At 71.4% G+C, this 25,607-nt stretch carries 26 protein-coding genes and 1 pseudogene; 13 read left to right on the top strand and 14 right to left on the bottom strand.

Going from position 1 to position 25,607, the window contains the following annotated elements:
* The first annotated feature begins 161 nt into the window (after positions 1-161).
* On the top strand, positions 162-1,337 hold the full coding sequence (locus ACIPWY_RS19600; RefSeq protein ID WP_401534040.1) for an FAD-dependent oxidoreductase: 1,176 nt from the start codon (positions 162-164) through the stop codon (positions 1,335-1,337).
* 40 nt (positions 1,338-1,377) lie between these two features.
* Positions 1,378-2,082, top strand: a complete 705-nt coding sequence (locus tag ACIPWY_RS19595) for a TetR/AcrR family transcriptional regulator (protein ID WP_362902884.1) — start codon at positions 1,378-1,380, stop codon at positions 2,080-2,082.
* A gap of 24 nt (positions 2,083-2,106) precedes the next feature.
* On the opposite strand, the gene ACIPWY_RS19590 is transcribed toward ACIPWY_RS19595, so the two are convergent.
* On the bottom strand, positions 2,107-2,601 hold the full coding sequence (locus tag ACIPWY_RS19590) for a YceI family protein (RefSeq protein WP_401534039.1): 495 nt from the start codon (positions 2,599-2,601) through the stop codon (positions 2,107-2,109).
* A 383-nt stretch (positions 2,602-2,984) separates the two neighbouring features.
* Here ACIPWY_RS19590 and ACIPWY_RS19585 point away from each other — a divergent pair, with 383 nt between their 5' ends.
* Entirely contained in the window at positions 2,985-3,614 is a 630-nt protein-coding gene (locus tag ACIPWY_RS19585; protein WP_393700801.1) for a hypothetical protein, read from the top strand.
* Positions 3,615-3,755: 141 nt separating this feature from the next.
* The gene (locus tag ACIPWY_RS19580; protein WP_393700799.1) at positions 3,756-4,355 is read left to right on the top strand and encodes a uridine kinase; all 600 of its coding nucleotides are present in this window, start codon (positions 3,756-3,758) and stop codon (positions 4,353-4,355) included.
* Positions 4,356-4,377: 22 nt separating this feature from the next.
* On the opposite strand, the gene ACIPWY_RS19575 is transcribed toward ACIPWY_RS19580, so the two are convergent.
* Complete coding sequence (locus ACIPWY_RS19575; RefSeq protein ID WP_362902876.1) at positions 4,378-4,947, bottom strand: PadR family transcriptional regulator; 570 nt, start codon at positions 4,945-4,947, stop codon at positions 4,378-4,380.
* A 71-nt stretch (positions 4,948-5,018) separates the two neighbouring features.
* Here ACIPWY_RS19575 and ACIPWY_RS19570 point away from each other — a divergent pair, with 71 nt between their 5' ends.
* From ACIPWY_RS19570 to ACIPWY_RS19550, 5 genes are all read left to right on the top strand, one after another.
* On the top strand, positions 5,019-5,411 hold the full coding sequence (locus ACIPWY_RS19570) for a nuclear transport factor 2 family protein (protein ID WP_362902874.1): 393 nt from the start codon (positions 5,019-5,021) through the stop codon (positions 5,409-5,411).
* 271 nt (positions 5,412-5,682) lie between these two features.
* Complete coding sequence (locus tag ACIPWY_RS19565; protein WP_393700796.1) at positions 5,683-6,378, top strand: type 1 glutamine amidotransferase domain-containing protein; 696 nt, start codon at positions 5,683-5,685, stop codon at positions 6,376-6,378.
* Between the two features lie 217 nt (positions 6,379-6,595).
* Positions 6,596-7,909 carry an aldehyde dehydrogenase family protein gene (locus tag ACIPWY_RS19560; RefSeq protein WP_393700794.1) on the top strand — a complete coding sequence of 438 codons (1,314 nt, stop codon included), beginning with the start codon at positions 6,596-6,598 and terminating at the stop codon, positions 7,907-7,909.
* Between the two features lie 188 nt (positions 7,910-8,097).
* Positions 8,098-10,443, top strand: a complete 2,346-nt coding sequence (locus ACIPWY_RS19555) for a molybdopterin cofactor-binding domain-containing protein (RefSeq protein WP_393700792.1) — start codon at positions 8,098-8,100, stop codon at positions 10,441-10,443.
* 11 nt (positions 10,444-10,454) lie between these two features.
* Positions 10,455-10,931, top strand: coding sequence for a (2Fe-2S)-binding protein (locus tag ACIPWY_RS19550; RefSeq protein WP_362902866.1), 477 nt, complete (start codon positions 10,455-10,457; stop codon positions 10,929-10,931).
* Positions 10,932-10,963: 32 nt separating this feature from the next.
* Here ACIPWY_RS19550 and ACIPWY_RS19545 read toward each other — a convergent pair whose 3' ends face one another.
* The 3 genes and pseudogenes from ACIPWY_RS19545 to ACIPWY_RS19535 all read right to left on the bottom strand — a co-directional run.
* A complete protein-coding gene (locus ACIPWY_RS19545; protein WP_362902864.1) occupies positions 10,964-11,752 on the bottom strand; it encodes a hypothetical protein in 789 nt (262 codons plus the stop codon).
* 147 nt (positions 11,753-11,899) lie between these two features.
* Complete coding sequence (locus ACIPWY_RS19540; protein ID WP_401534340.1) at positions 11,900-12,304, bottom strand: MFS transporter; 405 nt, start codon at positions 12,302-12,304, stop codon at positions 11,900-11,902.
* 118 nt (positions 12,305-12,422) lie between these two features.
* A pseudogene (locus ACIPWY_RS19535) lies at positions 12,423-13,067 on the bottom strand (MFS transporter); the annotation flags it as partial.
* A 129-nt stretch (positions 13,068-13,196) separates the two neighbouring features.
* Here ACIPWY_RS19535 and ACIPWY_RS19530 point away from each other — a divergent pair.
* A complete protein-coding gene (locus ACIPWY_RS19530) occupies positions 13,197-14,348 on the top strand; it encodes a serine hydrolase domain-containing protein (RefSeq protein ID WP_362902860.1) in 1,152 nt (383 codons plus the stop codon).
* 35 nt (positions 14,349-14,383) lie between these two features.
* On the opposite strand, the gene hemC is transcribed toward ACIPWY_RS19530, so the two are convergent.
* A complete protein-coding gene (gene hemC, locus ACIPWY_RS19525; protein ID WP_362902858.1) occupies positions 14,384-15,319 on the bottom strand; it encodes a hydroxymethylbilane synthase in 936 nt (311 codons plus the stop codon).
* Between the two features lie 172 nt (positions 15,320-15,491).
* Here hemC and ACIPWY_RS19520 point away from each other — a divergent pair, with 172 nt between their 5' ends.
* Both ACIPWY_RS19520 and ACIPWY_RS19515 read left to right on the top strand, forming a co-directional pair.
* Complete coding sequence (locus ACIPWY_RS19520) at positions 15,492-15,680, top strand: hypothetical protein (protein WP_393700786.1); 189 nt, start codon at positions 15,492-15,494, stop codon at positions 15,678-15,680.
* Positions 15,681-16,025, top strand: coding sequence for a GNAT family N-acetyltransferase (locus ACIPWY_RS19515; protein WP_393701171.1), 345 nt, complete (start codon positions 15,681-15,683; stop codon positions 16,023-16,025).
* 15 nt (positions 16,026-16,040) lie between these two features.
* On the opposite strand, the gene add is transcribed toward ACIPWY_RS19515, so the two are convergent.
* From add to ACIPWY_RS19500, 3 genes are all read right to left on the bottom strand, one after another.
* The gene (gene add, locus ACIPWY_RS19510) at positions 16,041-17,030 is read right to left on the bottom strand and encodes an adenosine deaminase (protein ID WP_393700784.1); all 990 of its coding nucleotides are present in this window, start codon (positions 17,028-17,030) and stop codon (positions 16,041-16,043) included.
* Between the two features lie 17 nt (positions 17,031-17,047).
* Entirely contained in the window at positions 17,048-18,052 is a 1,005-nt protein-coding gene (locus ACIPWY_RS19505; protein WP_401534032.1) for a nucleoside hydrolase, read from the bottom strand.
* Between the two features lie 81 nt (positions 18,053-18,133).
* Positions 18,134-19,561, bottom strand: coding sequence for an MFS transporter (locus ACIPWY_RS19500; protein WP_362902850.1), 1,428 nt, complete (start codon positions 19,559-19,561; stop codon positions 18,134-18,136).
* Between the two features lie 137 nt (positions 19,562-19,698).
* On the opposite strand from ACIPWY_RS19500, the gene ACIPWY_RS19495 reads away from it, so the two are divergent.
* Positions 19,699-20,493 carry a GntR family transcriptional regulator gene (locus ACIPWY_RS19495; RefSeq protein ID WP_362902848.1) on the top strand — a complete coding sequence of 265 codons (795 nt, stop codon included), beginning with the start codon at positions 19,699-19,701 and terminating at the stop codon, positions 20,491-20,493.
* 110 nt (positions 20,494-20,603) lie between these two features.
* Here the strand turns inward: ACIPWY_RS19495 and ACIPWY_RS19490 are convergent, their stop codons facing one another.
* From ACIPWY_RS19490 to ACIPWY_RS19470, 5 genes are all read right to left on the bottom strand, one after another.
* Complete coding sequence (locus ACIPWY_RS19490) at positions 20,604-21,248, bottom strand: GPP34 family phosphoprotein (protein WP_362902846.1); 645 nt, start codon at positions 21,246-21,248, stop codon at positions 20,604-20,606.
* 133 nt (positions 21,249-21,381) lie between these two features.
* Positions 21,382-22,071 (bottom strand): alpha/beta fold hydrolase, encoded by a 690-nt coding sequence (locus ACIPWY_RS19485; RefSeq protein ID WP_362902844.1) that lies wholly within the window; start codon positions 22,069-22,071, stop codon positions 21,382-21,384.
* Between the two features lie 89 nt (positions 22,072-22,160).
* A complete protein-coding gene (locus tag ACIPWY_RS19480; protein ID WP_362902842.1) occupies positions 22,161-23,063 on the bottom strand; it encodes a polysaccharide deacetylase in 903 nt (300 codons plus the stop codon).
* Positions 23,064-23,078: 15 nt separating this feature from the next.
* Positions 23,079-24,233 carry a GAF domain-containing protein gene (locus tag ACIPWY_RS19475; protein WP_401534027.1) on the bottom strand — a complete coding sequence of 385 codons (1,155 nt, stop codon included), beginning with the start codon at positions 24,231-24,233 and terminating at the stop codon, positions 23,079-23,081.
* Positions 24,230-25,567 carry an MFS transporter gene (locus ACIPWY_RS19470; RefSeq protein WP_362902838.1) on the bottom strand — a complete coding sequence of 446 codons (1,338 nt, stop codon included), beginning with the start codon at positions 25,565-25,567 and terminating at the stop codon, positions 24,230-24,232. Before ACIPWY_RS19470 ends, ACIPWY_RS19475 begins: the two co-directional genes overlap by 4 nt.
* Between the last annotated feature and the right edge of the window lie 40 nt (positions 25,568-25,607).

Raw genomic sequence — 25,607 nt, 5'->3', positions numbered from 1 at the left:
TGCGAGGCGCGGCCGGGACGTTTCGTAATCCCCCGGGCCCGGCTCGCCGCGAGATTTCACGAACATGTTCGGTAAAAACTTGTTCGTAACGAACATGTTCGTTACGGTCGAGGCGAGGCCCCCGGAACGGCGGGCGCCACCCCCACCCGAAGGAGCACGCCATGGCCACCACCCACCACCCCGTCGCGATCGTCGGAGGAGGCCTCGGCGGCCTCGTCCTGGCACGCGTTCTGCACCTCGGCGGCGTCGATGCGGCCGTCTACGACCTGGAGGCCTCGGCGGCCGCCCGCCCCCAGGGCGGCATGCTCGACATGCACGTGGAGTCCGGCCAGGCCGCACTGCGCGCCGCGGGCCTCTACGAGGAGTTCCTCGCCGCCATCCACCCGGGCGGCGAGGCCATGCGGGTCATCGACCGGCACGGCGCCGTGCGCATGGAGGAGAGCGACGACGGCGGCACGGACGGCCGGCCGGAGGTCAGCCGGCACGACCTGCGCGACATGCTGCTCGCCTCGCTGCCCGAGGGCACCGTCCGCTGGGGCGCCAAGGCCACCGGCGTCCGCCCGCTGACCGGGGGCCGCCACGAGGTGACCCTCGCGTCCGGCGAGAGCTTCACCACCGATCTGCTCGTCGGCGCCGACGGCGCCTGGTCCAAGATCCGCCCGCTGCTCTCCGCCGCACGCCCCGCCTACTGCGGCATCTCGTTCGTCGAGGCGTACCTCGACGACGCGGACACCCGGCACCCGGAGAGCGCGGCTGTCGTCGGCGGCGGATCGCTGTTCGCGCTCGGGGACGAGAAGGGCTTCCTCGCCCACCGGGAGAGCGACGGCCGGCTGCACATCTACTGCGCGCTGAAGGTGCCCGCCGACTGGTTCACCACCAGCGGCGTCGACTTCACCGACACCGAGGCGGCCAAGGCTCGTATCCTCACGTCCTTCGACGAGTGGGACGAGCGGCTGCGCGGGCTCATCCGCGACGCCGACGGAGCACTCGTCCCGCGGCCCATCCATGCCCTGCCCGTCGGACACCGGTGGGACCGGGTCCCGGGCGTGACCCTGGTCGGCGACGCCGCCCACCTGATGTCACCGTTCGCCGGCGAGGGCGCCAACCTGGCGATGCTCGACGGCGCGGAGCTGGCCGCCGCGATCCTGGCGCACCCCGGAGAGACCGAGAAGGCACTCGCCGTCTACGAGGAGGCGCTCTTCCCCCGCAGCGAGCAGGCCGCGGCCGAGTCCGCCGCCAACCTCGACGTCATCTTCCACTCCGACGCACCCCAGGGCCTGCTCGACATGTTCGCGTCATTCGGCGAGCGGGCGGAAGGCGCGGGAACAGGTTCGTGACGAACTTGTTCGTCACGAACCGGATCGTTACGGTGACACCGTGTCCCCCCAGCCCGCAGCACCCCGCAGCCGCCGAGAGCGCCCGGCCAAGCCCGCCCTGACCCGGGACGGCATCGTCGCGACCGCGGTCGCGATCATGCGCGACGAGGGCCTCAAGCGCGTCACCATGCGCCGTCTGGCGCAGGAGCTCGACACAGGCCCGGCCTCGCTCTACGTGTACGTGCGCAACACCGCCGAGCTGCACGCGGCCATCCTGGACGAGCTGCTCGGCGCGGTCGACCTCTCCCCCGCCACCGCTCCGGGCGACTGGCAGGACCGCCTGGTGCGGATCCTGTCCTCGTACACCGCGGTGCTGTTCGAGCATCCGAGTCTGGCCCGGTCGGCGCTGGTGGCGATGCCCCGCGGTGAGCACTACCTCGACCTGCTCGAAGCCCTTCTCGTACTGCTCGCCGAGGGTGGCGTCCCGGACGCGCAGGCCGCTTGGGGCGTGGACGCCCTCATGCAGTACGCCACTTCGACCGCGGCCGAGCAGTCGACCCGCGACCAGGACGAGGAGGCCCAGGGCGAGTGGGCCGCACTGGCCACCGTGTTGCGCGACATGTCCGCCACCACGCACCCGCGCCTCGCGGCGCTGAGTGACGAACTCCTGTCCGGGCCGGGCGAGGCCCGCCTGGGCTGGGGCCTGCGGGTGCTGCTCAACGGAATGCCGCACACACCGAGGCCGTCCACGGCCGACACCCCGTGACCCGGAACCACCCGTCACGGGAGGTCAGCGCGTCGCCCTGACGTCCAGGCGCACGGTCAGCCGGCGGCCGGTCATGCCCTTCGCGGTGGTCACGCCGAAGGCGTAGCGGTCCACGACGGCCGACCCCACGACCGACAGCCGGCGGCCCTCGACGGCCACACTCTCCACCGTGACGTCGACCCGTCGGCTGACACCCATGACGGTCAACTCCCCTGTCAGGACCGTCCCGTTGGACCCCACCTCGACACCGTCGGCGCGGTACGCGAGTTCGGGGTGGGTGGCCACATCGAGGTAGTCGGCCGACCTGACGTGTTCGTCGCGGCGCGCCACACCCGACTCGAACGTGTCCGCTCCGATCCTGACGTCCACAGTGGACTTCTCGACAGGTCCGGCCACCTCGATCCGACCCCTCGTGATCCGGAAGCTGCCCCGCACCGGGAACAGCCCGAAGACGGTGCGCGTACGGAAGTTCACGCTCGACGCCGCCGGATCGATCTCGTACGTGCCGCTCTCGGGCACAGGATGTTCTCCCACTCGCGATGCCACCATGACCTCCATGGGTCTCGTCACCGCAGGCGCGGCGGCCGACTTCAGCATCTCCGGCGGCGGGCGGCACGCGGCAGAGCGAGATGTCGTCACCCGACCGGTACAAATGTCACCCCTGACGGCCCTCGCACAGGTGCCATGTCCACCCGATACGGTCAACTCCCATTTCACATAAGGGTGTTGGCGTTCCACACACCTCTTCCGGCACCCCTCGAAGCTCCCCGCACGGCCGTACACGGTGTCACCCCACCAACACCGCGTAGGGGCAATGCACCGAAGGACCGTGCACAAGTGTGTGCGGTGTGAGTACCCTTCGGCACCAACACACAGCCCCACAGCACAGGAAGCGGGCAGCCATGTCGGACAGCAACACGCTCAAGTCCCAGTACTCCGCCCAGGTAGAGGCAGACCTCGAGCGCAACGCCAAGGAACAGGAACGCGTCACCGCCGAGTTGGCCGCGCTTCAGGAGCAGCTCCAGACTCTGGACCACGACCGCACCCTGCTGGCGGGGATGCGGGAGGCGCTCTCCACTCAAGGCGGCGCGGCAGCGGTGGCCGGGGAAGCACCGGTCACGCCGCAGGCTGCGCCTCCGGTCGAACTGCCCAAGGCACGCAAGCCGAAGGGCGAGAGTGCGGCACCCAAGCAGCGCGCGAAGAAGGCCGACGGCAAGAAGGCCTCCGCGAAGCAGGCGCCCTCCGTGACGCAGCCCCGCACACCCGGCTCACCCACCCTGCGCGAACTGGTCCTGAACCTCATCACCGCGAGCACCGAGCCGCGTTCGGCCGCCGAGGTCACCACGACGCTCGCCGAGACCCACCCGGAGCGCAAGGCCGGCGGCACGGTCGTGCGCAACACCCTCGAATCGCTGGTCGCCCGCGGGCAGGCCGAGCGCACCAAGCAGAACAAGTCCGTGTTCTACACCCCCCTTCCGGCCGCGGCCACTTCCGAGGACCCCGACAAGAAGGACGCGCCGGCGAACGCCTGAGACGGCATGGCGGACACCAGGTGGGTGCGGGCGGTGCGGGCGGTGCGGACGGCGCGTGCGGTGCGCCCGGTGGGTGCGGTGCCTGTGGTGCGTACGAAAATCCCGGTCGGCGCCGGACAACCGCCGCTATCGTGCGCCCTCATGGAACCCACCCCTGAGACGTACACAGCACTGGCGACCCGTATCCGGGCGGCGCCGCCGCGGTGCGGCCCGGTCAGGCTCGTCGCCGTCGACGGCCCGTCGGGCGCGGGCAAGAGCACGTTCGCCGAGCGCCTGGCCGGAGCACTCGCCGGCGCGCGGATCGTGCACACGGACGACTTCGCGTCGTGGGACGACCCGTTGGGCTGGTGGCCCCGCCTCGAGGAGCAGGTGCTCCAGCCGCTGGGGAGCGGGGTGGCCGGCCGGTTCCAGCGCTACGACTGGGTGCGCCGCGAACTCGCCGAGTGGCACGACGTTCCCGTCGGCCACACCGTCGTCCTCGAAGGTGTGTCGACCGCGCGCCACGCCGTCGCCGACCGTCTCACCTGCGCCGTATGGGTCGAGACGGGCCGGACGGTGCGTCTGCGCAGGGGCCTTGCCCGGGACGGTGAGGACGCGCTGCCGCTGTGGCGCCGGTGGATGGCCGCGGAGGACGAGCACTTCGCCCAGGACGGGACGCGGGAGCGGGCCGATGTGGTGGTCGACGGCAACCCGCTCACCGCACCCGCCGATCCGGCACACACCTACATGCGGCTGCGCTAGACACCTTTCTCCGTACGGGAGTTCAGGTGCGGCCGGCACGTGACGCGCGGCGGGCCAGGATGTCCAGGACGCGCTCGCCCCACCGGAGGTTCTCCTCCTCGAAGGAGCGGCCGCGCATCAACGTCAGGTAGGGGCCGATGCGTTCGGCGTCGCGCAGGTACGTGTCCTCGTCACGCCCGTTCAGGAGCCGCTCCCGAAGACGTTCGTAGCGGGCCAGTTTGCCGCGCGCCCACCCCATGCGCTCCTCGACGAGCGCGCGTACGGCGTCCGGGTCCGCGCCGTCCGAGGCCTGGATCTTGACCATGAGTTCGTCGCGGATGGCGGTGGGCCTCGGAGGGGCGACGACGAAGTCGTCCAGGGCGGCACGTCCCGCGTCGGTGAGCGTGAACATGCGTTTGTTCGGCCTGCGTTCCTGTGGCACGACCCGCGCCTCGACCAGGCCGTCCACGGCGAGGCGCTCCAGCTCGCGGTAGAGCTGCTGCGGGGTCGCGGACCAGAAGTTGGCCACGGCCACGTCGAACACCTTGGCCAGGTCGTATCCCGACGCCTCGCCCTCCAGGAGGGCCGCGAGGACCGCGTGCTTCAGAGACATCTGGACACGCTAACACCAGCGCGACTAATCTCAGGCGCACCTACTCAACAAATTGACTATGGAGCGCGCGCATGCAGGCATTCCGCAAGGCCGTGGAGGCGAACGACCCCGACGCCGTCGAGGCGCTCCTCGCCGAGGACGTCGTGTTCACCAGCCCCGTCGCCTTCCGCCCGTACCCCGGCAAGGCGATGACCGCCGCGATCCTCAGGGGCGTCATGCGGGTCTTCGAGGACTTCCGCTACGTACGGGAGATCAGCAGCGCCGACGGACGCGACCACGCCCTGGTCTTCGTCACCCGCGTCGGCGACCGCGAGGTCAACGGCTGCGACTTCATCCACCTCGACGAGGACGGGCTCATCGACGACTTCACGGTCATGGTGCGCCCGCTGTCCGGCGCCGAGGCCCTCTCCGAGGCCATGGGAGCGCAGTTCGAGCGGATCCGGCAGGAGGCCGCGGGCGCGTAGCCGCGTCGCCAACCGCGCGAGGGCCGGCCGGGACCATCAGCCCCGGCCGGCCTCCTGGAGCTGTTCGCGGACGAGGGCGATGTGCGGCTGCCCGGCGTCCCGGGGCGCTGGACGACGTGACCGGTACGGGCGCGGCGACGAGGACGAACGGGGAGACCCGTCCTACGGTCGGTGGCATCGCCACGCCGACGATCTGAGCACAAGGCGTCAGCGGTTCCGCGATCCGAACCGTCCGCCGGGCCCGCGGGTCCACATCCTCGGAGCACTCACCATGTCGAAGATCCTTTTCGTAGTCACCGGCGCCACCCACTGGACGCTGGCCGACGGCACCCTGCACCCGACCGGCTTCTGGGCCGAGGAGGCCGTCGCCCCGTACGAAGCCTTCAAGGCCGCGGGCCACGACATCGTCGTGGCCACGCCCGGCGGCGTCGTGCCGACCGTGGACAAGGGCTCCCTCGCGCCCGAGTTCAACGGCGGCCAGGAAGGCGCGGACCAGGTGGCCGCCGCGCTCGCCTCCTTCACCGAACTCCAGCATCCGGTCAGGCTGGAGGACGTGGACCTCGACGACTACGCGGCGGTGTTCTACCCCGGCGGCCACGGCCCCATGGAGGACCTCTCCGCCGACGCCGCCTCGGGCAGGCTCCTCGCCCTCGCCCTGGAGACGGGCAAGCCGCTCGGCATCGTCTGCCACGCCCCGGCCGCCATGCTCGCCGCGATCAAGGCCGACGGCACCAACGCCTTCGCCGGGTACCGGGTGACCGGCTTCACCAACACCGAGGAGGCCCAGGCCGGCTTCGCCGACAAGGCGAAGTGGCTGCTCCAGGACCGGCTCGTCAACGCGGGCGTGGACTTCCAGGAGGGCGAGCCGTGGGCCCCGAAGACCGTCGTCGACCGCAGCCTGGTCACCGGCCAGAACCCGTCCTCCGCCGCCCCGCTCGCGGCCGAGCTCCTCAAGAAGCTGGCCTGACGACGGGCGCCGACCGACTCGAAGGGGGCCTCGGCAGCCCCGTAACCGTGTGCACCTCGCGGGTGACAACGCCCGGCGGGGCGCCGCGCGGATCCGCGCCCGGCCGTCGTGAGCGACGAGACTGTGCCCACCCCGTCCCCAGGCCACCGCGGGACTCTTCCCCACCCCTGACCTCCCGCTCGACACCCGCCGAGCACCCCTCCACAGGAGACCCCTCGTGACCGACGCCGAAGACCTTGTCGCCCGCCTCCGCGCCACGTTCGTCAGCGGCCGCACCAAGCCGCTCGCCTGGCGCAAGGAGCAGCTCACCCGGCTACGCGCCATGTTCACCGAGCACCGAGGTGACATCGCGGACGCCCTGTACACCGATCTGCACAAGCCGCGCGCCGACGTCTTCGCCACCGAAATCGACTTCCCCGTACGGGAGATCGACCACACGCTGAACCATCTCGACGAGTGGCTGCGCCCGCGTCCCGTGGCGTCCGGCGCGCTCGCGAGTCTGCCCGACGGGTCGGCGGCCGGAACACAGTACGACCCACTGGGCATCGTCCTCGTCATCGCGCCGTGGAACTACCCGGTGCAGCTGCTGCTCGTGCCCCTCGTCGGCGCGCTCGCTGCCGGCAACACCGTCGTCCTCAAGCCGAGCGAGGTCACCCCGGCGACCTCCGCGCTCATCGCCCGCCTGGTGCCCGAGTACCTCGACAAGGACGCCGTCGCCGTCGTCGAGGGCGGCATCCCGGAGACCACCGAGCTGCTCGCCCAGCGCTGGGACCACATCTTCTACACCGGCAATGGCATGGTGGGCCGCATCGTCATGCGCGCCGCCGCCGAGCACCTCACCCCGGTCACCCTCGAACTGGGCGGGAAGTCACCGGTGTTCGTGGACCGCGACGTCGATCTGAACCGCGTCGCCGAGCGCCTCGCGGGAGCCAAGTTCCGCAACGCCGGGCAGACATGCGTCGCCCCCGACTACGTACTGACGGACCCGCAGACCGCCCCCGCGCTCGCCGACGCGCTCGCCAAGGCGGTCGAGGCGATGTTCGGCACCGACCCGCAGTCCTCGGACGCGTACGGGCGCATCGTCAACGAGCGGCACTTCGACCGGGTGTCCGCGCTGCTCGACTCCGGGACGACGGCCTTCGGCGGGCAGACCGACCGTGACGACACCTACATCGCGCCGACCGTCCTGACCGGTGTGAAGCCCGACGAGCCGGTCATGCGGGAGGAGATCTTCGGCCCCGTCCTGCCCATCGTCGAGGTCGCCGGGCTCGACGAGGCGATCGGGTTCATCAACGACCGCGACAAGCCGCTCGCCCTCTACGGCTTCACGGAGAGCGAGGACACCCGGCGCCGCCTCGCCGACGAGACGTCCTCAGGCGGCATCGGATTCGGGCTGCCGATGGCCCATCTCCGCGTCCCCGAGCTGCCGTTCGGCGGAGTCGGCGAGAGCGGCCTCGGCAACTACCACGGCCCGCACTCCATCGCGACGTTCAGCCACCGCAAGGCCCGGCTCGACGTGCCGCTGCGCTGAAACCGGCCGGGCCGGGCGGGTCCCGGCGGCCCGCCCCTCTCGCAGTCGCGAGCCGTGAGCCTCAAGCGGCCCGCATACGCGAGTGTGTGGCGTTCATGTGGAACTTGCCCGCACCGTGTTCACCGCCCGCCTCCCGCGCCCTAGGCTCCCCGGTTGATCAACTCAATCCGTGCGCCGGGAGGCACCCCATGGCAGAACAGAGCCGTTCGCCACGCGAACCCGCACAGCCCGATGGCCCCAGTGGTCCCGGCGGCCCCGGACGGCGGCGGGTGCTCGCCTATCTGCTCGCCGCGCCGACGCTGGCGGTCGGTGCGCGCATCGGCCTGGACGCCGTCGGCGGTGAGTCCGCAGAAGCGGCGGTGCCCTCCCTGCCGCAGCCGGAGGAGCTCTTCGACCTCGGTGACATGCAGAACCTGGCGGCGGCGCCCACGTCCGGCCTGATCTCCGTCCAGGTGCACGCCGACGGGACGGCGTCGTTCGCGGTACCGCGCGCCGAGGTGGGCCAGGGCATGACGACCGCGGTCGCGATGATGATCGCCGAGGAGATGGACCTCCCGCTGGCGAAGATACGGGTGTCCCTGGCCGACGCCCGCCCGGAACTCCTGATGAACCAGCTGACCGGCGGCTCCAACTCGATGCGCAGCATCTACCTCCCCGTCCGCTCGGCGGCGGCCGTCGCCAGGCAGCGGCTCGTCGCCACGGCCGCGCAGCGGTGGGGCGTACCGGAGTCCGAACTGGCCACCCGGGACGGTGTGATCACTCACGGCACCGCGAAGAGCGCGACGTACGGCTCGCTCGCCGAGGCCGCCGCCACCGCGCGCACCGTCACCGCCTCCGCCCTCCTCAAGTCCACGTCCGACTTCACGGTCCTGGGCACGCCGCAGAACCGTATCGACGCACGCGACATCGTCACCGGCGCCAAGAAGTTCGGCATGGATCTGCACGTGCCCGACGCCAAGCCGACGATGGTGCGCAGGCCGCCCACAATCAACGGCACGGTGGTCTCCGTCGCGAACGCCGACGCCGTCAGGAGCATGCCGGGCATCACCGATGTCGCCACCGTCGAGCACGGTGTCGCGGTTCGCGGCGAGACCTTCGGCCAGTGCATCGACGCGCTGCGGGCGCTCGACGTGACATGGGGCCCCGGCACCGTGGACAAGGAGTCGGACGACACCGTCCTCGCCAAGCTCAGGGCCGCGGCGCTGCCCATGGTGGTACCGCCGCTCCTCACCAAGAAGATCGACGCCGAGTTCACCTTCGCGTTCGCCAGCAACAGCCCGCTGGAGCCGGACAACGCGATCGCCGACGTGCGCCCCGGCCGCGCCGAGATCTGGGCGAGCCTCAAGGTTCCGATCGTGGCGCAGCGCGACATCGCCGACCGGCTCGGCCTGCCGCAGACGGCTGTCACGGTGCATGTGGTGGAGGGCGGCGGTTCGTTCGGGCGGCATCTCTTCCATGACGTGGCCGCCGAGGCCGCGGAGATCTCGCAGAAGATGGGCAAGCCGGTCAAGCTGTCGTGGTCGCGGACCGACAACTTCCGGCAGGGCAGGACCCACCCGATGTGTGTCTCGCGAGTGCGCGCCACGTACGCGCTCGGCAACGTCGTGAGCTACGAGCAGCGTCACACCAGTTCGCAGACCGACTTCGGGCACGGGCTCGGAGAGATGATCACGTCGACGGCGGCGAAGCTGCCCGTGGCCGGCAATCTCACGTTCGCCGAGACCATCTTCCAGCTGACCCAGTCCACGCCGTACAACTTCGGTGTCACCACGCAGCTCCTCAACGAGGTGCCGCTGAAGTTCAACACGGGCAGCATGCGCAACATCTACTCGCCCAACGTGGCCTGCGCGCGCGAGCTCGTCGTCGACCAGCTCGCCGCGAAAATGGGCAAGGACCCCGTCGCGTTCCGCCGCGAGTTCCTCAAGGAGAAGCGGCTGCGCGCCGTCCTGGACAAGGCGGCCGAAGCCGGGGAGTGGGGCAGGGCGCTGCCCGCCGGGGTCGCGCAGGGGATCGCCCTGCACACGGAGTACCGCGGCGCGGTCGCCTCGCTCGTCGAGATCGACTGCCGGCCCGAGACGGTGAACCGCAAGGTCAGGGACGGTGTCACCGGCCCGCGTGTGACCCGGGCCCTGATGGTCGTCGACGCCGGATTCGCCATCAACCCCCGTGGTCTGGAAGCCCAGATGATGGGCGGGATGAACGACGCGCTCGCGATGGCCCTCACATCCAGCCTGCACATCAAGGACGGCATCCCGCTGGAGGGCAGCTGGGACCACTACTTCTACACGCGGCAGTGGAACACCCCGCCCGAGCTGCGCGTCATCGTGATGCCGGCCACGGGTGACAAGCCGTCAGGGGCGGGCGAGCTGGGTGTCGCGCCCGCGTTCGCCGCCATCGCCTGCGCCTACGCCCGCGCCACGGGCACGTTGCCGACGAGCTTCCCGATCAACCACGCCACCCTCTCCTTCGACCCGCTGCCCCTCGAACCGTCCACGCCCCAGTCCCCCACCGACGGTCTCGACCGCGCCTTCTGAGGAGCCCTGTCATGCCCAGTCACACCTTCAAGCTCAACGGCGAGCAGATCACGGTCGAGGCCGAGGACGACGTACGGCTGCTGTGGGTGCTGCGTGACCTGCTCGGCGTCACGGGACCCAAGTACGGCTGCGGCCTCGGCGTGTGCCAGGCCTGTACGTCGCACATCAACGGCAAGGCGTTCAACCCGTGTTCGGTGCCGGTGTCGAAGATCGGCTCCGACGACGAGGTCACCACGATCGAAGGTCTGCCCGCCACCGTGGGCCAGGACCTCCACCCGATGCAGGAGGCCTGGCTCGACCTCGATGTCGCGCAGTGCGGATACTGCCAGCCGGGCCAGATCATGACGGCGGTCGCCAAGGTCCGGCAAGCGGCGGAGGCCGGCCGCGACATCACCGACGCGGACCTCGACGAGATCCGCAACATCTGCCGCTGCGGCACGTACACGCGTATCCGCGAGGCCATCAGGACGGGCGCGAAGAACATGTGAACGGCCCTTGTGCTCGGCCCCGGTGAAAGGCCCTAGGTCAGCGGCCGGGGCGGCGCGGGTCCCCTGCCGACGTCGCGTACGAGGTCCAGGCCGAGCACCCGGTCCACGTACGCGAAGGTCTCGAAGAGCGCTCCGGCCGGGGCGTCCCCGGAGTGCTCCAGGCGGTGCAGCGTGTGCAACACCCCGGGCAGGTCGAGATTGTCCTCGAGGCAGTCGCGGATGCTGTCGCGGGCGGGGCCCGGCATGGGCCGGGACGGGCTGTCCGCCCAGGTGGCCACCGCGTGCCGCCAGCGCAGGAGCGTGTGATGGGCAGCGGCCACCGACGCGGGCGGGAGGCGGAGCGGCTCGGTGCGCGGCTCGGTCAGCAGCGCGAGGCGCAGGGCCAGGGGGTCGTCGGCCCTCTCCGCGACGCCGTCGGCGGCCTGGGCGTCGCCGACGGCGAGCCGGATGACGTCGCCGTCCACGTCGTCCGGTGCGTCCTCGTTCCGGCTCACCCGGACGGCGAAAGGACCCCCCAGCTCACCCTCCACGCCCCGCTCGTCGCCGTGCGCGGCGGCCGGATGCATGCCGAGCTCGGCGGCCCGCGCCTGGAGCGCCGCCCGCCGCTCGTCGGCCCCGTCCGGGCAGATCAGCCCCGTGTACGCGATGGTTCCCGACAGTTCCAGTACGCGGGTCAGGACGTCGGCGACGAGCATCGCGCGGACGTCGGAAAGCGCCTCGCCGCCCTCGGGAAGCGCCACGGGTACGCCGATGCGCACCACGCTCCGGTGCATCACCGGAGCGACAGGAAGGCCCGAGCAGGCATCGACGAGGCGCAGCATGGCGCGAAGCCTATGCGCAACTCCCTCCGCTCGCCGAGACGTGCGGCCGAATCAGGACCTCGCGCGTCGCGGATCCCGGGTCCGGGGGCGGCATTCTGCCCGAACTGACCTTCCCTGTTGGGGAGTTGGCGTGGCGGTGCGGGTCCGTCACGTGTGGCGGAGGCTGATGCCGGTGACGGCCAGCAGGAGGACGGCCGCGGCCTGGATCGCGGCCACCACAGTGATCAGCACGGGGATCGAGACGTCGTAGAGCGCCCCCGTCAGTGCCCCTCCGGCGAACGCGGCCACGCCCACGACCGCGGCGAAGACGCCGTAGGCCGTCGCCCTGCGGCCGGGCGCGACCAGATCGGCCACGACGGCGCGCACGGTGGACTCCTGCACTCCGGTGGCCGCGCCCCACACCAGAGACCCGAGTACGACCGGGGCGAGGGAGTCGGTGAACGCGAGCGCGGGCACCGCCGCCGAGAGAACCGGCAGGACGATCAGGACACGAGGCCCGACCCGGTCGTACACCCACCCGGTCGCCAGCGCGGCGAGCGCGTCGACGGCCATGGCAGCCACGTAGAGCAGGGGAACCGGCGGTCGGAACGAGACCGCGCGCGACGAGGTGGAAGGAGAGCACACCGAACGTCGCGAAGCCTGTCATCGTCGCGGCGGTGAAGGACGCGTACACCCAGAAGGCGCGCGGCAGTCGGGCGCCGGGTTGCGGCTGCTCGTCCTTGGGCGTGACCGCGCGTTCGTAGGCCGCCGGGTCGGGGACCTGTCGCCGCAGCCATACGAGCAGGGCGAGTACGGCGACGCCGGGCACCGCGAGGACCGCGAGCGTGGGCCCGTAGTCGTCACCCGTCAGCGCCAGCATCCCCGCCACCGTCAGTGGGCCGAGCAGCGCGCCCACCTGATCCATCGCCTCGTGCACCGCGAAGCCCTTGCCGCGCCCGGTGGCCGCCGCCGCGTGGGAGAGCAGCGTGTCCTTCGCGGGTGAGCGCACCGCCTTGCCGACCCGTTCGGCGATGACGAGCGCGCACGCCGCCCACAGCGCTCCGGTCAGGCCGAGCGCGGGGACGCTGGCCACCGTCAGCGCGTAACCGGCGATCGCCCACCCCCAGAACCGGCCGCTGCGGTCGGCCAGCGGTCCCGAGCCGAGGCGCAGCAGGAGCGCCGCGGCCTCGCCCGCTCCCGTCACGACGCCGACGACGGCCGCGGACGCGCCCAGCGAGGCGAGGAGGGGGCCGGTCACCGAGCGGGCGCCTTCGTAGACGAAGTCGGCGAGGAGGCTGACCGTCCCGAACCAGACCACGAACCGCCAGGGCCTCATCGTTGTCGCCTCTTGGGTCATCCAGCTACCTCCCCGCCGCCTTTCGGGTGCGTCGGCGGCGCCCCGGCCGATGATTCCGCGCCGCGCGGGGAGTCTCCCCTTCGACACCACACTCAAGAAGGTGGATCGATGACCAGCTTGCAGGACATTCTCGCGCCGCACGTCCGTGACGGCTCGCTGCCGGGGGCGGTGGCGCTGGTGGCCCGCGGTGACCGGGTCGAGGTGGAGACCGCCGGTTCGACCGCCCTCGGAGGCGGCGTCCCGATGGCCCGGGACTCGATCTTCCGGATCGCCTCGACCACCAAGCCCATCGTCGCCGCGGCCGTGATGATGCTGGTCGACGAGGGGCGGATCGCGCTGACCGACCCGGTCGACCAGTGGCTTCCCGAGATCGCGAAGCCGGTTGTGGTCCGCACGCCGGACGCTCCCGTCGACGACGTGGTCCCCGCGGCCCGGCCGATCACGGTGGCCGATCTCCTGACGTTCCGCGCGGGGTGGGGCTTTCCGTCCGACTTCTCGCTGCCGGCGGTCCAGGCGCTGTTCGGCTTCCAGAAGCACGGGCTCTCCCCTCAGCTCGTCCCACCGCCCGGCGAGTGGATGGCGCGCCTCGCCCATGTCCCGCTGCTGAACCAGCCGGGTGAGGCGTGGCTGTACAACACCTGTTCCGACATCCAGGGGGTGCTGATCTCCCGGGTGACGGGGAGCACGCTGCCGGACTTCCTGGCTGAGCGCGTCTTCGAGCCGCTCGGCATGACCGACACCGGATTCATGGTGCCGGCCGGCAAGCTCGACCGGTTCACCACGTCCTACCGCCCCCGTCCGGAGGGCGGCCTGGAGCAGGCGGACGCTCCCGACGGACAGTGGAGCAGCCTGCCCGAGTTCCCGTCCGGCGCGGGCGGGCTCGTCTCGACCGCCGACGACTGGCTCGCCTTCGCCAGGATGCTCCTCGCGGAAGGGGTCGCGGGCGACCGGCGTCTTCTGTCGGCGGACGCCGTGCGGCAGATGACGACGGATCATCTGACACCTGCCCAGCGCGAAGCCAGCGGCCTGTTCACGGAGGGACAGGGCTGGGGCTTCGGCGGCTCGGTCGACGTGGCGCCCATCAATCCGTGGAACGTCATGGGCCGCTACGGCTGGGTCGGCGGCACCGGAACGGCGGCGTATCTCGTCCCGTCCACGGGCGCGGTCAGCATCCTGCTCACGCAGGTGGAAATGACCGGCCCCACCCATCCCCCGCTGATGCGCGACTTCTGGCGGTACGTGGCCGCAGAGGCCGCCTGACGGTCGGGTGAGGCCGAACGGCGTCGGCCGGCGTTTCAGTGCGCGATCGAGTCGATCAGCTCACGCGCTCCCTGTCGCAGCAGGGCGACGGCGACCGAGGTGCCGAGGGTGGCGGGGTCGAGGGGGCCGGCCCACTCGTGGGCGTTGAGCACCGTCTTCCCGTCCGGGGTGAACACGCAGGCGCGCAGCGACAGATCACCGCTGCGCTCCGCCCTGGCGAACCCGGCGATGGGGCTGTTGCAGTGGCCCTGGAGTACGTGGAGGAACATGCGCTCCGCACTCGCCTCGCGGTGCGCGCCGGGGTCACCGAGGCCGGAGACCGTGTCGATCAGGTCGGTGTCACCCTCACGGCACTGGAGAGCCAGGATCCCGGCGCCGATCGGCGGGCACATGACCTCCGGCGAAAGGATCTCCGTGATCACGTCCGTACGTCCGATGCGTTCGAGGCCGGCGGCGGCCAGCAGGAGCGCGTCGGCGTCGCCCGCCGCGAGCTTCTCCAGGCGCCGGTTCGCGTTGCCGCGCATCGGCACGCACTCGAGGTGCGGATACGCGGCGGCGAGCTGGGCGATGCGCCGCACGGACGAGGTGCCGATCCGGGTGCCGGGCGGGAGTTGATCGAGTGTCAGGCCGTCCGGATGGATGAGGGCGTCCCTGATGTCGTCCCGCTTGAGGAACGCGGCGAACACCGTTCCGGCGGGCAGGGGCCGGTCGGCGGGCACGTCCTTGACGCAGTGCACCGCGAGGTCGGCCTCACCGGCGAGCAGCGCGGCGTCGACCTCCTTGGTGAACGCCCCCTTCCCCTCGACCAGGGACAGGTCACCCATCCACTTGTCGCCGGTCGTCTTGACGGGGACGACCGTGGTGCGGATTCCCGGGTGCAGGGCGGCCAGTTCGGCGCGTACGCGCTCCACCTGGGCCAGCGCCATGGGCGAGTCGCGGGAGACGATTCGGATCAGTTCAGGGGCGGACATGGCCTCCACCTTAGAGGGTCGTGTCCGCCCCGCCCGCGTGACGTGTTCAGCCGTCGCGCATGAACTTGTCACCCGTCGCCGTGACCATTGCCGATGTGCGCGACCGGGCTCCGGCTGTCCGTGGTGATCCTTCTACTATGTCGGCGGCGATCGGACGAGAGGCGAGCATTCCGTGGACACGAACCAGGCACTGCACACCGACGGCGACATCACGGTCCGCAAGGGAGGGGCCGAGTTCATCGACGGCCTCGCGCCCCTGTGGCTCGCGCTGCACGCCCATCACCAGTCCGTGCAGCCCGGGTTCACCTACTTCCCCGACGAGGACTCCTGGGAGCTGCGCCGCGACTGCTACCGGCGCTAGATCCTCGACGAGGGCTCGTTCGTGCTGCTCGCCGAACGCGACGGGCAGGCCGTCGGCTACGCCTTCGTGCAGATCGAGGAGGGCCCCGACGACACCTGGGTGACCGGCACCCGCATCGCGGAGCTCCAGACGCTGTCCGTCCTGCCGGCCGAGCGCGGCCACGGCATCGGCACGCTCCTGCTCGACCTGGTCGACGCCGAACTGGACCGCATGGGCGTCGCCGACCTGCTCATCGGCACCCTGGCCGCGAACACGGGGGCGCAGCGCCTCTACGAACGCCGCGGCCTGCGGCCGGTGATGGTGCACTACGCCCGGTTCGCCGCCGACGACGCGAAGCCGGCCTAGGGCCTCTCGTTCGGATCAGGCCGGGCTCACGGTGTCCCGATCCGCGCGACGGCGCAGCGCGGCGCGGGTCCCGTCGTCCATGAATCCGGCCTCGACGGCGGCCAGGTCGACGGCCCTGAGCGCGGGTGCGTCGAAGCCGAGGTCGCGGGCGAGGAGCCGGTACTCGCCGCTGAGGAGCGAGCGGGTCTGCATGGGGTTGTCGTCGCCGAGCACGACAGGGATCCCGGCCTGGCGGAAACGGGGCGCGGGGTGGTGTCGGAGTGAACTCGTCGCGCCCGTATACCAGTTGGACGTGGGGCAGACCTCGACGGTGATGCCTGCGCCCGCCGCCCACTTCATGGTCTCGGCGTCGTCCGCGATGTGGGTTCCGTGGCCGATGCGGGTGACGCCGAGGTGCTCGACCGCCTCGCGCGCTGCGGAGGCCGGGCCCGCCTCGGCGGCGTGGCACGTCAGCCCGAGTCCGGCCGCCCCCGCGAGGGCGAACGCGCCCGCGTAGGCGCGGACGTCGGGGTGGAGGGCCTCGTCCCCGGCGAGATCGAAGCCGACGACGCCGTCGCCGGCGTGGCGGGCCGCCGCGCGGGCCACCTGTTCGTTGAGCTGCGCCCCGTGGTGGCGCAGAGCCGCGACGACGATCCCGGCGGGCATCCCGGTGGCGGTGACGCCCTCGCGCAGCCCCTGGCATGCGGCCGCGATCACGTCGTCGAGGCCGAAGCCGGGCCGGACATGGGTGGCCGGCCCGAAGCGCAGTTCCAGATAGTCCTGGCCGTCGGCCGCCGAGTCCTCGACGGCCTCACGGGTGATGCGGGCCAGGGTCTCGCCGGTGTCGAAGAACGGGTACGTGGCCGCCACCTTCGCGAGGTAGACGGTCAGGTCGGCCGGGCCGTCGAGCCGGATGGCCGTCTCCCAGCCCTGGCCGGGTTCCACGAGCCCGGCCCGCCGGGCCAGTTCGGCCGCGGTGGACGGGCGGACCCGCCCTTCCAGGTGCGTGTGCAGGTTGATCAGCATGACGTACCCCGCGGTGGTCAGAGGGCGAGCATGCGCTCGGTGAGGTGGGCGGCCACGTCGGTGTCCGTGGCGAGGACGACGCGGCAGCGTGCGCCCGGCTGGTCCGGGAAGCCCTGGTGGGCGCCGCGCAGGTCGCAGATGGTCTGGCCGCGGCCGGGGCCGTCGGTGTCGTCCACGCTCACGTGCACGCGCGGGGCGAGGCTCGCCACGACTCCGCCGGTGGCGACGGCGGCGGCCAGCGGGTCGTGCGCGGCGCAGCACGGGCGGCCGAACGTCTGGACGTAGAAGGCGAAGTAGAGGTCGAGCATCTCGCCGAGTGCGCGCGCCAGGGGACGTTCCGACTCCAGGAGTTGGGTGCGGTGCGACTCTTCGAGGGTGTGCGAGAGGGTCACGTCGAGGGGGACGAGGGTGATGTCCCAGGGCGCGGAGAGGACCGCGTTGGCCGCCTCGGGGTCGTTGTAGATGTTCGCCTCGGCGACGGGCGTGACGTTCCCGGAGACGAGTCCGGCGCCGCCCATGATGGTGATGTCCTGGACCAGGGACGGGAGTTCGGGGTCGAGCTTGAGGGCCGCCGCGATGTTCGTGAGGGGGCCGGTGGTGAGGAGCCGCAGGCGGCCCCCGTGGGCGCGGGCGAGACGGACGATCATCTCGGGGCCGCTCTCGGCCTCGGGTGCGGCCTGGGCGTCGGCCACTTCGATGTCACCGATGCCGTTCGCGCCGTGGATGTGGGGGACGCCGCCGGGGAAGGTGCCCGCGAGCGGGTCGTGTTCGCCCACGGCGACGGATATCTCGGGCCGCCCTGCCAGTTCGAGGAGCGCGAGGGTGTTGCGGGCGGCCTGCGTCGAGTCGACGTTGCCGCTGACCGTGCCGATGCCGACGAGGGAGATCTCGGGCGAGGCGAGGAGATAGGCCAGGGCCATCGAGTCGTCGATGCCGGTGTCGCAGTCGAAGTAGAGCGGCTGGGGCGCGTTGTTCATGTGGTTCTCGGCTTCCTTGTGCGCGTGCGGGTTCGGGGAGGTCAAGGTTTCGGGCGTGACCGGTGCGGAGTTCGGGAGGTCTGGGTCTCAGTCGCCGTCCATGTGGAGTTCGGGGAGGTCGGGGTCTCAGTCGCGGTCGGTGCGGGGCGTCGCGATGAACAGGCTGGTTCCGAGGGCCAGGACGGTGATGGCGACCGAGATCCACAGGGCGGTGGCATAGCCGCCTGCCGTGGCGCGGGCCGCGTACGGGGCGACGATGCCGATGCCGAGACCCGCGCCGATGCCGAACGCGGCGCCGTTCAGACCCGGGAGCGCCGCGGGGGCGTCCTTCGGCGAGAGGAGGACGCCGAGCCCGTTGAGCGTCGTGAGGACCAGGCCGTTGTACGTGATGCCGAGGAACGCGACCGCCCCGAGGACGAGCCACTTGTCGAGCGGGAAGACCGCGACGGCGCAGAGCGCCAGGATGCTCAGGACGAGGCCGGCGCGCAGCGTGATGAGCCAGCCGCGCTTGCCCGCGAGCCATCCGGCCATCGGCGCGGCCCCGAGACCGATGAGCGCGGCCGGGGTGAGGAAGAGCAGAGCGGAGTCGGTCGCCGAGAGGCCGAAGCCGGTGTCGGGGTTCTGGCTGATGACGACGACGGTGAAGTTGATGACGGCGAAGACGCCGGACAGGACGAGCACCGTCGTCGTGACGAGCGGCCACATACGGCGGGACTTGAGGTGGGCCAGGGAGACCAGCGGGGTGGCCCGGCGGCGCTCGACGAGGCCGAACGCGAGGGCGGAGACGAGGGTCCCGGCGAGGTAGCCGAGCGTGCTCGGGCTCGTCCATCCGTCGGACGAACCGTGCGAGACGAAGTACGTGACGCAGTACAGCGCGACGGACAGCGCACCCGCGCCCCACCAGTCCATGCGGCCCTCGGTGACCGACGGCCGGTCCTTGGGGATGAACAGCGCGACGCAGACGGCCGCGAGGACACCGACGACCAGGATGACGGCGAAGATGGCGCGGAACCCGTAGCGGTCGGAGAGCGCTCCGCCGAAGAATCCGTCGACGCCGCCGACCCCGCCGTTGATGGCGGTGAGGACTCCGAGCGCGGTGCCGAAGACCTTCGCGCTCAGGCGTTCGTTGAGGATCACGTACGCGATCTGGAAGGCGGCGCTGGACGCGCCCTGGAGGACCCGGCCGATGAGCAGGACCGGCAGGTTGGGGGCCAGGAAGCAGATCAGGGTGCCGACGGCCGTCACGGTGAGCACCGCGACGAGGACCTTGCGCCGTCCCACGAAGTCGCTGATCCGGCTGAGGACGACACCGCCGATGGCACCGGCCAGGAAGAACAGTGAGGACACCTGGGCTATGTCGTCCAGGCTGCCGCCGAGCCGCCGGGCCATGTCCGGCAGGGCGGGCGTGACCATGCTGGCGTTGAGCTGGAACGAGATCACGCCGAGCAGCAGTGTGGCGACCAGGCCCACGACCTGCGCGCCGCGCAGGGGCGGCGCGTCGGACGCGGCTTCGAGGCCGGCGCTCTCTCTGTTCTGCACACCGTGAGTAACCATGTTGGACACCTTGATTTCGTAGCGTCGCCGCCCGGTTGATGTGTGATGTTATACCTCTCGGTCCGACATGCGTCCAGAGCCGTGTATCTGCGGCTACTCTGGTGCCCCAATCCAGCAGCACGGCCTAGTGAGGTGCAGTGGTCGCGACCGTCGACAACTTCGACGACTTCTTCGCTCAGCCCCTGACGGTTCCCCTGGGGCAGCCGCGACGTGTGGCGGTCTACTCACGCCTCGCCGCCGGCATCCGCGCGCAGGTCTTCCCGCTCGGCTCGCTCCTGCCGAAGGAGAGCGACCTCGGCGCCCGCCTCGGCGTCAGCCGCACAGTCGTCCGGGAGGCCCTGATGCTCCTGGAAGAGGACGGTCTCATCCACACACGGCGCGGTGTCGGCCGTTTCGTGGCGCCCGAGTTGCCCCGCGCGGGCCTCGAACGGCTGCGGCCCTTCGAAGAGGTGCTCGCCTCCCAGGGCAAGACCGTCGGCGTGGAAAACCTCCAGGCGACCATCCAGCACGCGACGGACTTCGTCGCGGGCGGCCTCAAGTTGGACCCCGATGCGAACACCTGGTTCTGGGAGACCCGTCTCACGCGCGACGGCGAGCCGGTGGCGCTCGTCCAGGAACACATCCCCGCCGGGCGCGACCTGCGCGACATCAGCCCGCTGCTCGCCGAGCGACTGCGGGACACCCAGGATCCGGGCCGCACCCTGTTCGCCGTGATGACGGACATACTCGGCCCCGTCTTCGGCCCGGGCGAGTGCGCGATGACGGCGGGCGTCGCGGGGGCCACCCGCGGACGCCTGCTGTCCCTGGCCCCCTCGGCCCCGCTGCTGATCCTTACCCAGACCGCACAGCACGGCGGCCGGGCGGCCTATCTCGCGAAGTACATCGTCCGCGCCGGTGAACGGCTCTCGATCAACCAGCCGCCGCAGTCGTAGACCGCTCCCAAGTGGGCTTCTGTCCGGGGCTGGTGGCCCGGACATCGCACGGGCGGAGGCACGGGCAATACGGTCGGCGCACCCGTTCGGACCGTGCCTGAGGAGCCGTCTCAGCCACCGCCCAGCCCGCCCCTCGCGGCCACCATCGTCATGCCGAGTCCGCCGACCGCCTTGCCCAGACCGGGGGCCACGGCGTCGAGCCGTCCGGTCAGCTCCTCGATGCGGTCCTTGCGGGCGTGGGCGTCCGAGCGGGAGACGACCGACCGGATGCCGCCGGCGGCGGCCAGGGCCACCAGCGCGGCGTCGTCGGGCGCGATCCGCGCGGCGGGCCCGTTGCCGTGCAGGAGTCCGGCCGCCGTGGCCTGGAGCGAGGTGACGGCGGAGGCGTCCCGCACCGTCACCTCGCGCCGGGACCGGCCGAAGGACCTCTTCTCCGCCACGGTCAGGACGCCCTGGGCGGCGAGCCGGTCCTCGACCGCGTGCAGCGTCTCGTTGCGGCCGTGCTTGATCCAGGACTTCCAGCCGCGCCGGTCACTCGCGACATGGCTGAGCGTCAGGTCGAGGACCGGGTCCCCGATGGGTCCCGGCGTCGCGACGGACACAGCGCCGCCGGAGCCGACGAGGTTCCCCCGGATCGCCAGCTCGGCCAGAACGGCGGCGCGGAGCAGGAACCCGGTCCTCGTGCGGTCGTAGAGGCCGTGGGCTGCGGTGTCGTAGGCCGTGAGGTAGACCCGGCCGTACAGAGTCTGCGTCATGACAACGACGCTACGGCGATCGTGACCGTGTGTGCTCCGCCCAGCGGGTGGAGGGGCGCTGGGCAGAACGGGTGAGTCGACCTGGCGCTCACGCTGAAGGGCGAGTCACGCCACCGGGGGCGCCGGCCGGGCGTCAGGCACACTCCTTGGCGTAGGCCTCCAGCCGGTCGGCGAGCTCCATCGGGTGGCTCAGCGCCGCCAGATGCCCGCCCGGCACCTCGTCGGGGGTGATGCCGAGCCGGTCCTCCGCCACCCGGCGCTGGAAGTCGGCGGGGAAGAAGCGGTCGTCGCGGCCGGTCACCACCCGCGTCTCCACCGCAGGCCACACGTCGAGGGTGAACGGCGTGGCGAAGGCCGCCTCGGACTCCTCCGTGGCGTGCTCCGCCGACGCGTCGATCTCGGCCTGCGAAAGGTCGTGCAGGAAGTACGTCTCCAGGTCGGTCTCCGCGTCGGGGTCGCGGCCCTCACGCACGTCGTTCGCGCGGCGGGCCTCTTCCTGCCCGGTGTGGGCCCACCACTCCCCCGGCGTCTCGCCGGGCCGGGGGATCATCCCGTTGACGAGTACGAGGAGCGACACGGGCAGGCGCGGGCAGACCAGCGGCGCGGTGAACCCGCCGAGTGACTGCCCCACGACCACCAGGTCGGTCCGGTCACCGACCGCGTCGACCACCGTGTCCACGTACTCCGGCAGACCCGCCCGGACGTCGTCTCCGGGGAGGTCCACGGACACGACGTCCCACCCCCGGCGGCTCAGTTCGTCACCGACCCCGTGCCAGTACCAGGCAGAACCACCGGCTCCGGGGATCAACACGTACGTGGTCATGGCGCACCCTCCGCAATGGGACCGTCCGTCTTCTGAGTGACCGTCGTCCGCACGACCGTCCTCTCTCTGACTGTCGGCCCCCGCGGAACTCACCGCATGTCGGCGGGCCGCTCCTTGGACTCGAACGGGAAGCGGCGGCGGAAGTCGTCGGCCGCGTCCTCCAGGGTGCAGAAGGAGACACCCTCGTGGGCCGAGACATAGGCGATGAAGCGCTCCAGCATCAGCAGCACCTGGGGACGACCGGAGACGTCCGGGTGCAGGGTCACCGGGATGACCGCGTAGTCGAGCTCACGGTGGACCCAGTCGAACTGGTCCTTCCAGTCCTGTTCGAGCGCCCGCGGCGACACATATCCGTGGCTGTTGTGCGAGTGCTTGTTGAACATCATGGGCGGGAGGTCGTCCACGTACCAGTTGCCGCAGAACTCGACGAGGTCGACCTCGTGCCCGTGGATGAGGGGCTTCATCCAGTCCTTCGCCTCACCGGCGTAGTCGATCTTCGTCCAGGAGTCGCCGACACGGGCGTAGAAGGGGGTGAAGTCGCGGTAGTTCTGGGAGTGGTCGTAGGAGAAGCCGTACTTGTGGAGCAGCGCGGCGGTGGACTCGGACATCTCCCACCAGGGGGCGACGTAGCCCTTGGGCCTGCGGCCGGTGAAGCTCTCGATCAGCTCGACGGACTTGGCGAGGACGTCCTCCTCCTGCTGTGGGGACATCGCGATGGGGTTCTCGTGGCTGTAGCCGTGCGCGCCGATCTCGTGGCCCGCCTCGACGATCATCCGGGTCTGCTCGGGGAACGTCTCGATCGAGTGCCCGGGTATGAACCACGACGTGCGGATGCCATGGCGTTCCAGCAGTTTGAGCAGGCGCGGGGTGCCGATCTCGCCGGCGAAGACGCCGCGCTGGATGTCGTTCGGGGAGTCCTCGCCGCCGTAACTGCCGAGCCAGCCGGCGACGGCGTCGACGTCGACTCCGAGGGCGATCTTGATGTCCTTCATGGTGCGGCTCCTAGGTCACAGGGCGGTACGGATGCGGGTGACGGCGTCGTCGAGCGCGGCGGTGTCGGTGGGCGTCCAGTCGCGTTCGGCCAGGCTGTGGACGGAGATCCAGCCGGTCATGGCTCCGCCGGTCTCTACGGGGGCGAGCATCTGGGCCCGCACGCCGTAGACGTCGATGAGGGCCTGCGGCGGGTGGGGGTCCGCCTGGAAGTGGGGCTGGATCAGGGGCTTGCGGTGGTGTTCGAGCCACACGACCGTGTTCAGGTTGCGCTGGTCGAGTGAGGCGTCGCGGCGGATCGGGCGGACGCCGGGGCGCAGCGCCTCGCCCGCGGTGAGGTCGACGTGGAGGCCGAGTCCGGGCAGGTCGACGCGGAACGTGGTGCGGTCGGCGCCGGTCGCGTCGAGGAGGCCGGTCAGGGTGTCCTGGATCAGGGCGCGCAGGCTGCCCGACCGCAGCAGGTCGCCGTGGCCGGTGAGCCGGGGGGCTGCGCCCGCGAGGTCGAGGGCCTTCCAGAGGGTGACGGTGACCGAGTCCAACACCGGTATGCGCAGGGCCTGTTCGAGCCGGTCGGCCTCTGCGGCACCGTGGACGTTCGTGCAGAGGACGGCCACGGCATGCATGCCGCCCTCGGCGGCCCGCTCGATCTGCCGGGCGACGTCGGCGGGGGGTATACGGGCGAAGGCCTCGTTGTCGTCCTCGCCGAACGGCTCCGCGAAGGAGCAGGTGATCCCCTCCTTCGCATACGTCTCGACGATCCGCTCGCACACGTCCCGGGTGTAGGGCAGGGCGAGTCCGAGCTCGGTGACGCCGTACGCGGCGCAGGCGTCGAGGAGGGCGAGCGTGGAGGTGGTGGCGGGGATGCCGGTCTCGGCGGTGATCGCGGTGGCGAGTGCGCGGTCGTGGTCGATGCCGAGCCACGAGCCCGAGGTGCCGTTCCACGCGATGACGTCGACCTTGGCGTCGGCGAGCTGCCGGGCCGCGGCCAGCATCGGGGCGGGGTCGAACTGGGCGTCGCTGTCCCCGTCCAGGGCGATCCGGGTGACCGGGACGCGGGCGAAGTGGGCGGTGGCGGCATCGGTGCCGTGCAGGAGGGCGTAGGTCTCCGGCTCAAGAGCGGTGTTGGACGACGGGGTGAGCATCCCGAGGCGGGGCGGCGTGTGACTGGTCATCGGGTGGCGAGCCTCCTGGAGTAGTCGATGACGAGGGACGAGACGGTGAACAGGACGCCGGCGCCGACGAAGTAGAGCAGCGCCCAGGTGTAGGAGCCGGTGCCGCCGACGATGAATCCGACGGCGATGGGCGTGACGATTCCGGCGATGTTGCCGGAGAGGTTCATGGCGGCGCCGACGACACCCGCGTTGGCCCGGCCGCCGAGGATCGTGGGCAGGGACCAGTAGAGGCCGGCCCAGCGCAGGAAGAAGAGGACGACGGAGAGCAGGGCGACCGCGGTCAGGGCGTCGGGCACGAGGACGACGCCGAGGAGCCCGGCGACGACGGCGGCGCCGGCGATGCCCATCAGGGTGCGCATCACGCGGTTGGCTCCGGCGCCGGTGGCCTGCCATCGGTCGGAGATCCACCCGCCCGTCAGCTCGCCCACGAAGCCCGCGCCGAAGATGGCGAGGGTGGACCAGCCGATGGTCTTGATGTCGAAGCCCTTGGTCTCCGAGAGGTAGAGCGGGCCCCAGGTGAGGATGCCGTAGAAGACGCCGTTGAAGCCCATCCAGCCCAGGCACATGCCCCAGAACGAGCGGTACTTGAGGTAGGCGCCGAGGCGGGCGCGCCGGTCGGTGCCGGCGGTGGCGTCCTCGGCGGCGTGGGCGCGCTCGATGTAGTCGGCCTCGGCCGCGTTGACGCGGCGGTGGGCGCGCGGGGTGTCGCGCAGGAACCACAGGGCGAAGAATCCGATGGCCGCCGTGAGGACACCGGCGACGACGAAGCTGATGCGCCAGCTGCCGGTCCAGGCGATGAGTCCGGAGATGGCGATGCCGCCGAGTGCGGAGCCGAGCGGTGCGCCGCCGTCCATGAGGACGGCTCCGCGGCCGCGTTCCTTCGCGGGCAGCCAGTTGGCGTTGAGTTTGCCGCCGGCGGGCATGACCGGTGCCTCTACGGCGCCCAGGAGCAGGCGGAACCCTAGGAGGGAGCCGACGCCGGTGGCCGCGCCGGTGAGTCCGGTTGCGAGGCCCCATCCGACACAGGCGCCACCGGCCATGTAGCGGGGCCCGAAGCGGTCGATGAGCCAGCCGCTGGGGATCTGCATCAGGGCGTACGTCCAGAAGAACGCGCTGAGGACGAAGCCGGTGACCTCTTTGGAGAGGTGGAGGTCCTCGGTGATGAGGGGCAGCGCCACGGAGACGGAGCCGCGGTCGATGTAGTTGAGGGCCACGACGGCCAGGAGAAGGACGAACACCTTCCAGCGGGTGCGGGTGGGCCGGGCGGCGGGGGCGGGCCCCGCGTCGGCCCCGGTTCTTTCGTCTGTGCTGTGTACGGGGTTGACCTGAGACATGGCGGACCCTCGATTCGGCGGACTTCGGGTACGTGCTGAC

It is taken from the genome of Streptomyces sp. NPDC090032, assembly GCF_044748025.1.
In the GTDB taxonomy this organism is placed as follows: Bacteria; Actinomycetota; Actinomycetes; order Streptomycetales; family Streptomycetaceae; genus Streptomyces.
This window is presented reverse-complemented; position numbering and strand designations above follow the sequence as displayed.

What these genes read in the sequence shown, in the direction of transcription:
- ACIPWY_RS19470 (WP_362902838.1), bottom strand. Translation starts at nt 25,567, where the DNA reads ATGTCTCAGGTCAACCCCGTACACAGCACAGACGAAAGAACCGGGGCC.
- ACIPWY_RS19540 (WP_401534340.1), bottom strand. Translation starts at nt 12,304, where the DNA reads ATGGCCGTCGACGCGCTCGCCGCGCTGGCGACCGGGTGGGTGTACGAC.
- ACIPWY_RS19500 (WP_362902850.1), bottom strand. Translation starts at nt 19,561, where the DNA reads ATGGTTACTCACGGTGTGCAGAACAGAGAGAGCGCCGGCCTCGAAGCC.
- hemC (WP_362902858.1), bottom strand. Translation starts at nt 15,319, where the DNA reads ATGTCCGCCCCTGAACTGATCCGAATCGTCTCCCGCGACTCGCCCATG.
- ACIPWY_RS19585 (WP_393700801.1), top strand. Translation starts at nt 2,985, where the DNA reads ATGTCGGACAGCAACACGCTCAAGTCCCAGTACTCCGCCCAGGTAGAG.
- ACIPWY_RS19550 (WP_362902866.1), top strand. Translation starts at nt 10,455, where the DNA reads ATGCCCAGTCACACCTTCAAGCTCAACGGCGAGCAGATCACGGTCGAG.
- ACIPWY_RS19490 (WP_362902846.1), bottom strand. Translation starts at nt 21,248, where the DNA reads ATGACGCAGACTCTGTACGGCCGGGTCTACCTCACGGCCTACGACACC.
- ACIPWY_RS19570 (WP_362902874.1), top strand. Translation starts at nt 5,019, where the DNA reads ATGCAGGCATTCCGCAAGGCCGTGGAGGCGAACGACCCCGACGCCGTC.
- add (WP_393700784.1), bottom strand. Translation starts at nt 17,030, where the DNA reads ATGCTGATCAACCTGCACACGCACCTGGAAGGGCGGGTCCGCCCGTCC.
- ACIPWY_RS19475 (WP_401534027.1), bottom strand. Translation starts at nt 24,233, where the DNA reads ATGACCAGTCACACGCCGCCCCGCCTCGGGATGCTCACCCCGTCGTCC.
- ACIPWY_RS19530 (WP_362902860.1), top strand. Translation starts at nt 13,197, where the DNA reads ATGACCAGCTTGCAGGACATTCTCGCGCCGCACGTCCGTGACGGCTCG.
- ACIPWY_RS19580 (WP_393700799.1), top strand. Translation starts at nt 3,756, where the DNA reads ATGGAACCCACCCCTGAGACGTACACAGCACTGGCGACCCGTATCCGG.
- ACIPWY_RS19555 (WP_393700792.1), top strand. Translation starts at nt 8,098, where the DNA reads ATGGCAGAACAGAGCCGTTCGCCACGCGAACCCGCACAGCCCGATGGC.
- ACIPWY_RS19600 (WP_401534040.1), top strand. Translation starts at nt 162, where the DNA reads ATGGCCACCACCCACCACCCCGTCGCGATCGTCGGAGGAGGCCTCGGC.
- ACIPWY_RS19575 (WP_362902876.1), bottom strand. Translation starts at nt 4,947, where the DNA reads ATGTCTCTGAAGCACGCGGTCCTCGCGGCCCTCCTGGAGGGCGAGGCG.
- ACIPWY_RS19485 (WP_362902844.1), bottom strand. Translation starts at nt 22,071, where the DNA reads ATGACCACGTACGTGTTGATCCCCGGAGCCGGTGGTTCTGCCTGGTAC.
- ACIPWY_RS19480 (WP_362902842.1), bottom strand. Translation starts at nt 23,063, where the DNA reads ATGAAGGACATCAAGATCGCCCTCGGAGTCGACGTCGACGCCGTCGCC.
- ACIPWY_RS19545 (WP_362902864.1), bottom strand. Translation starts at nt 11,752, where the DNA reads ATGCTGCGCCTCGTCGATGCCTGCTCGGGCCTTCCTGTCGCTCCGGTG.
- ACIPWY_RS19565 (WP_393700796.1), top strand. Translation starts at nt 5,683, where the DNA reads ATGTCGAAGATCCTTTTCGTAGTCACCGGCGCCACCCACTGGACGCTG.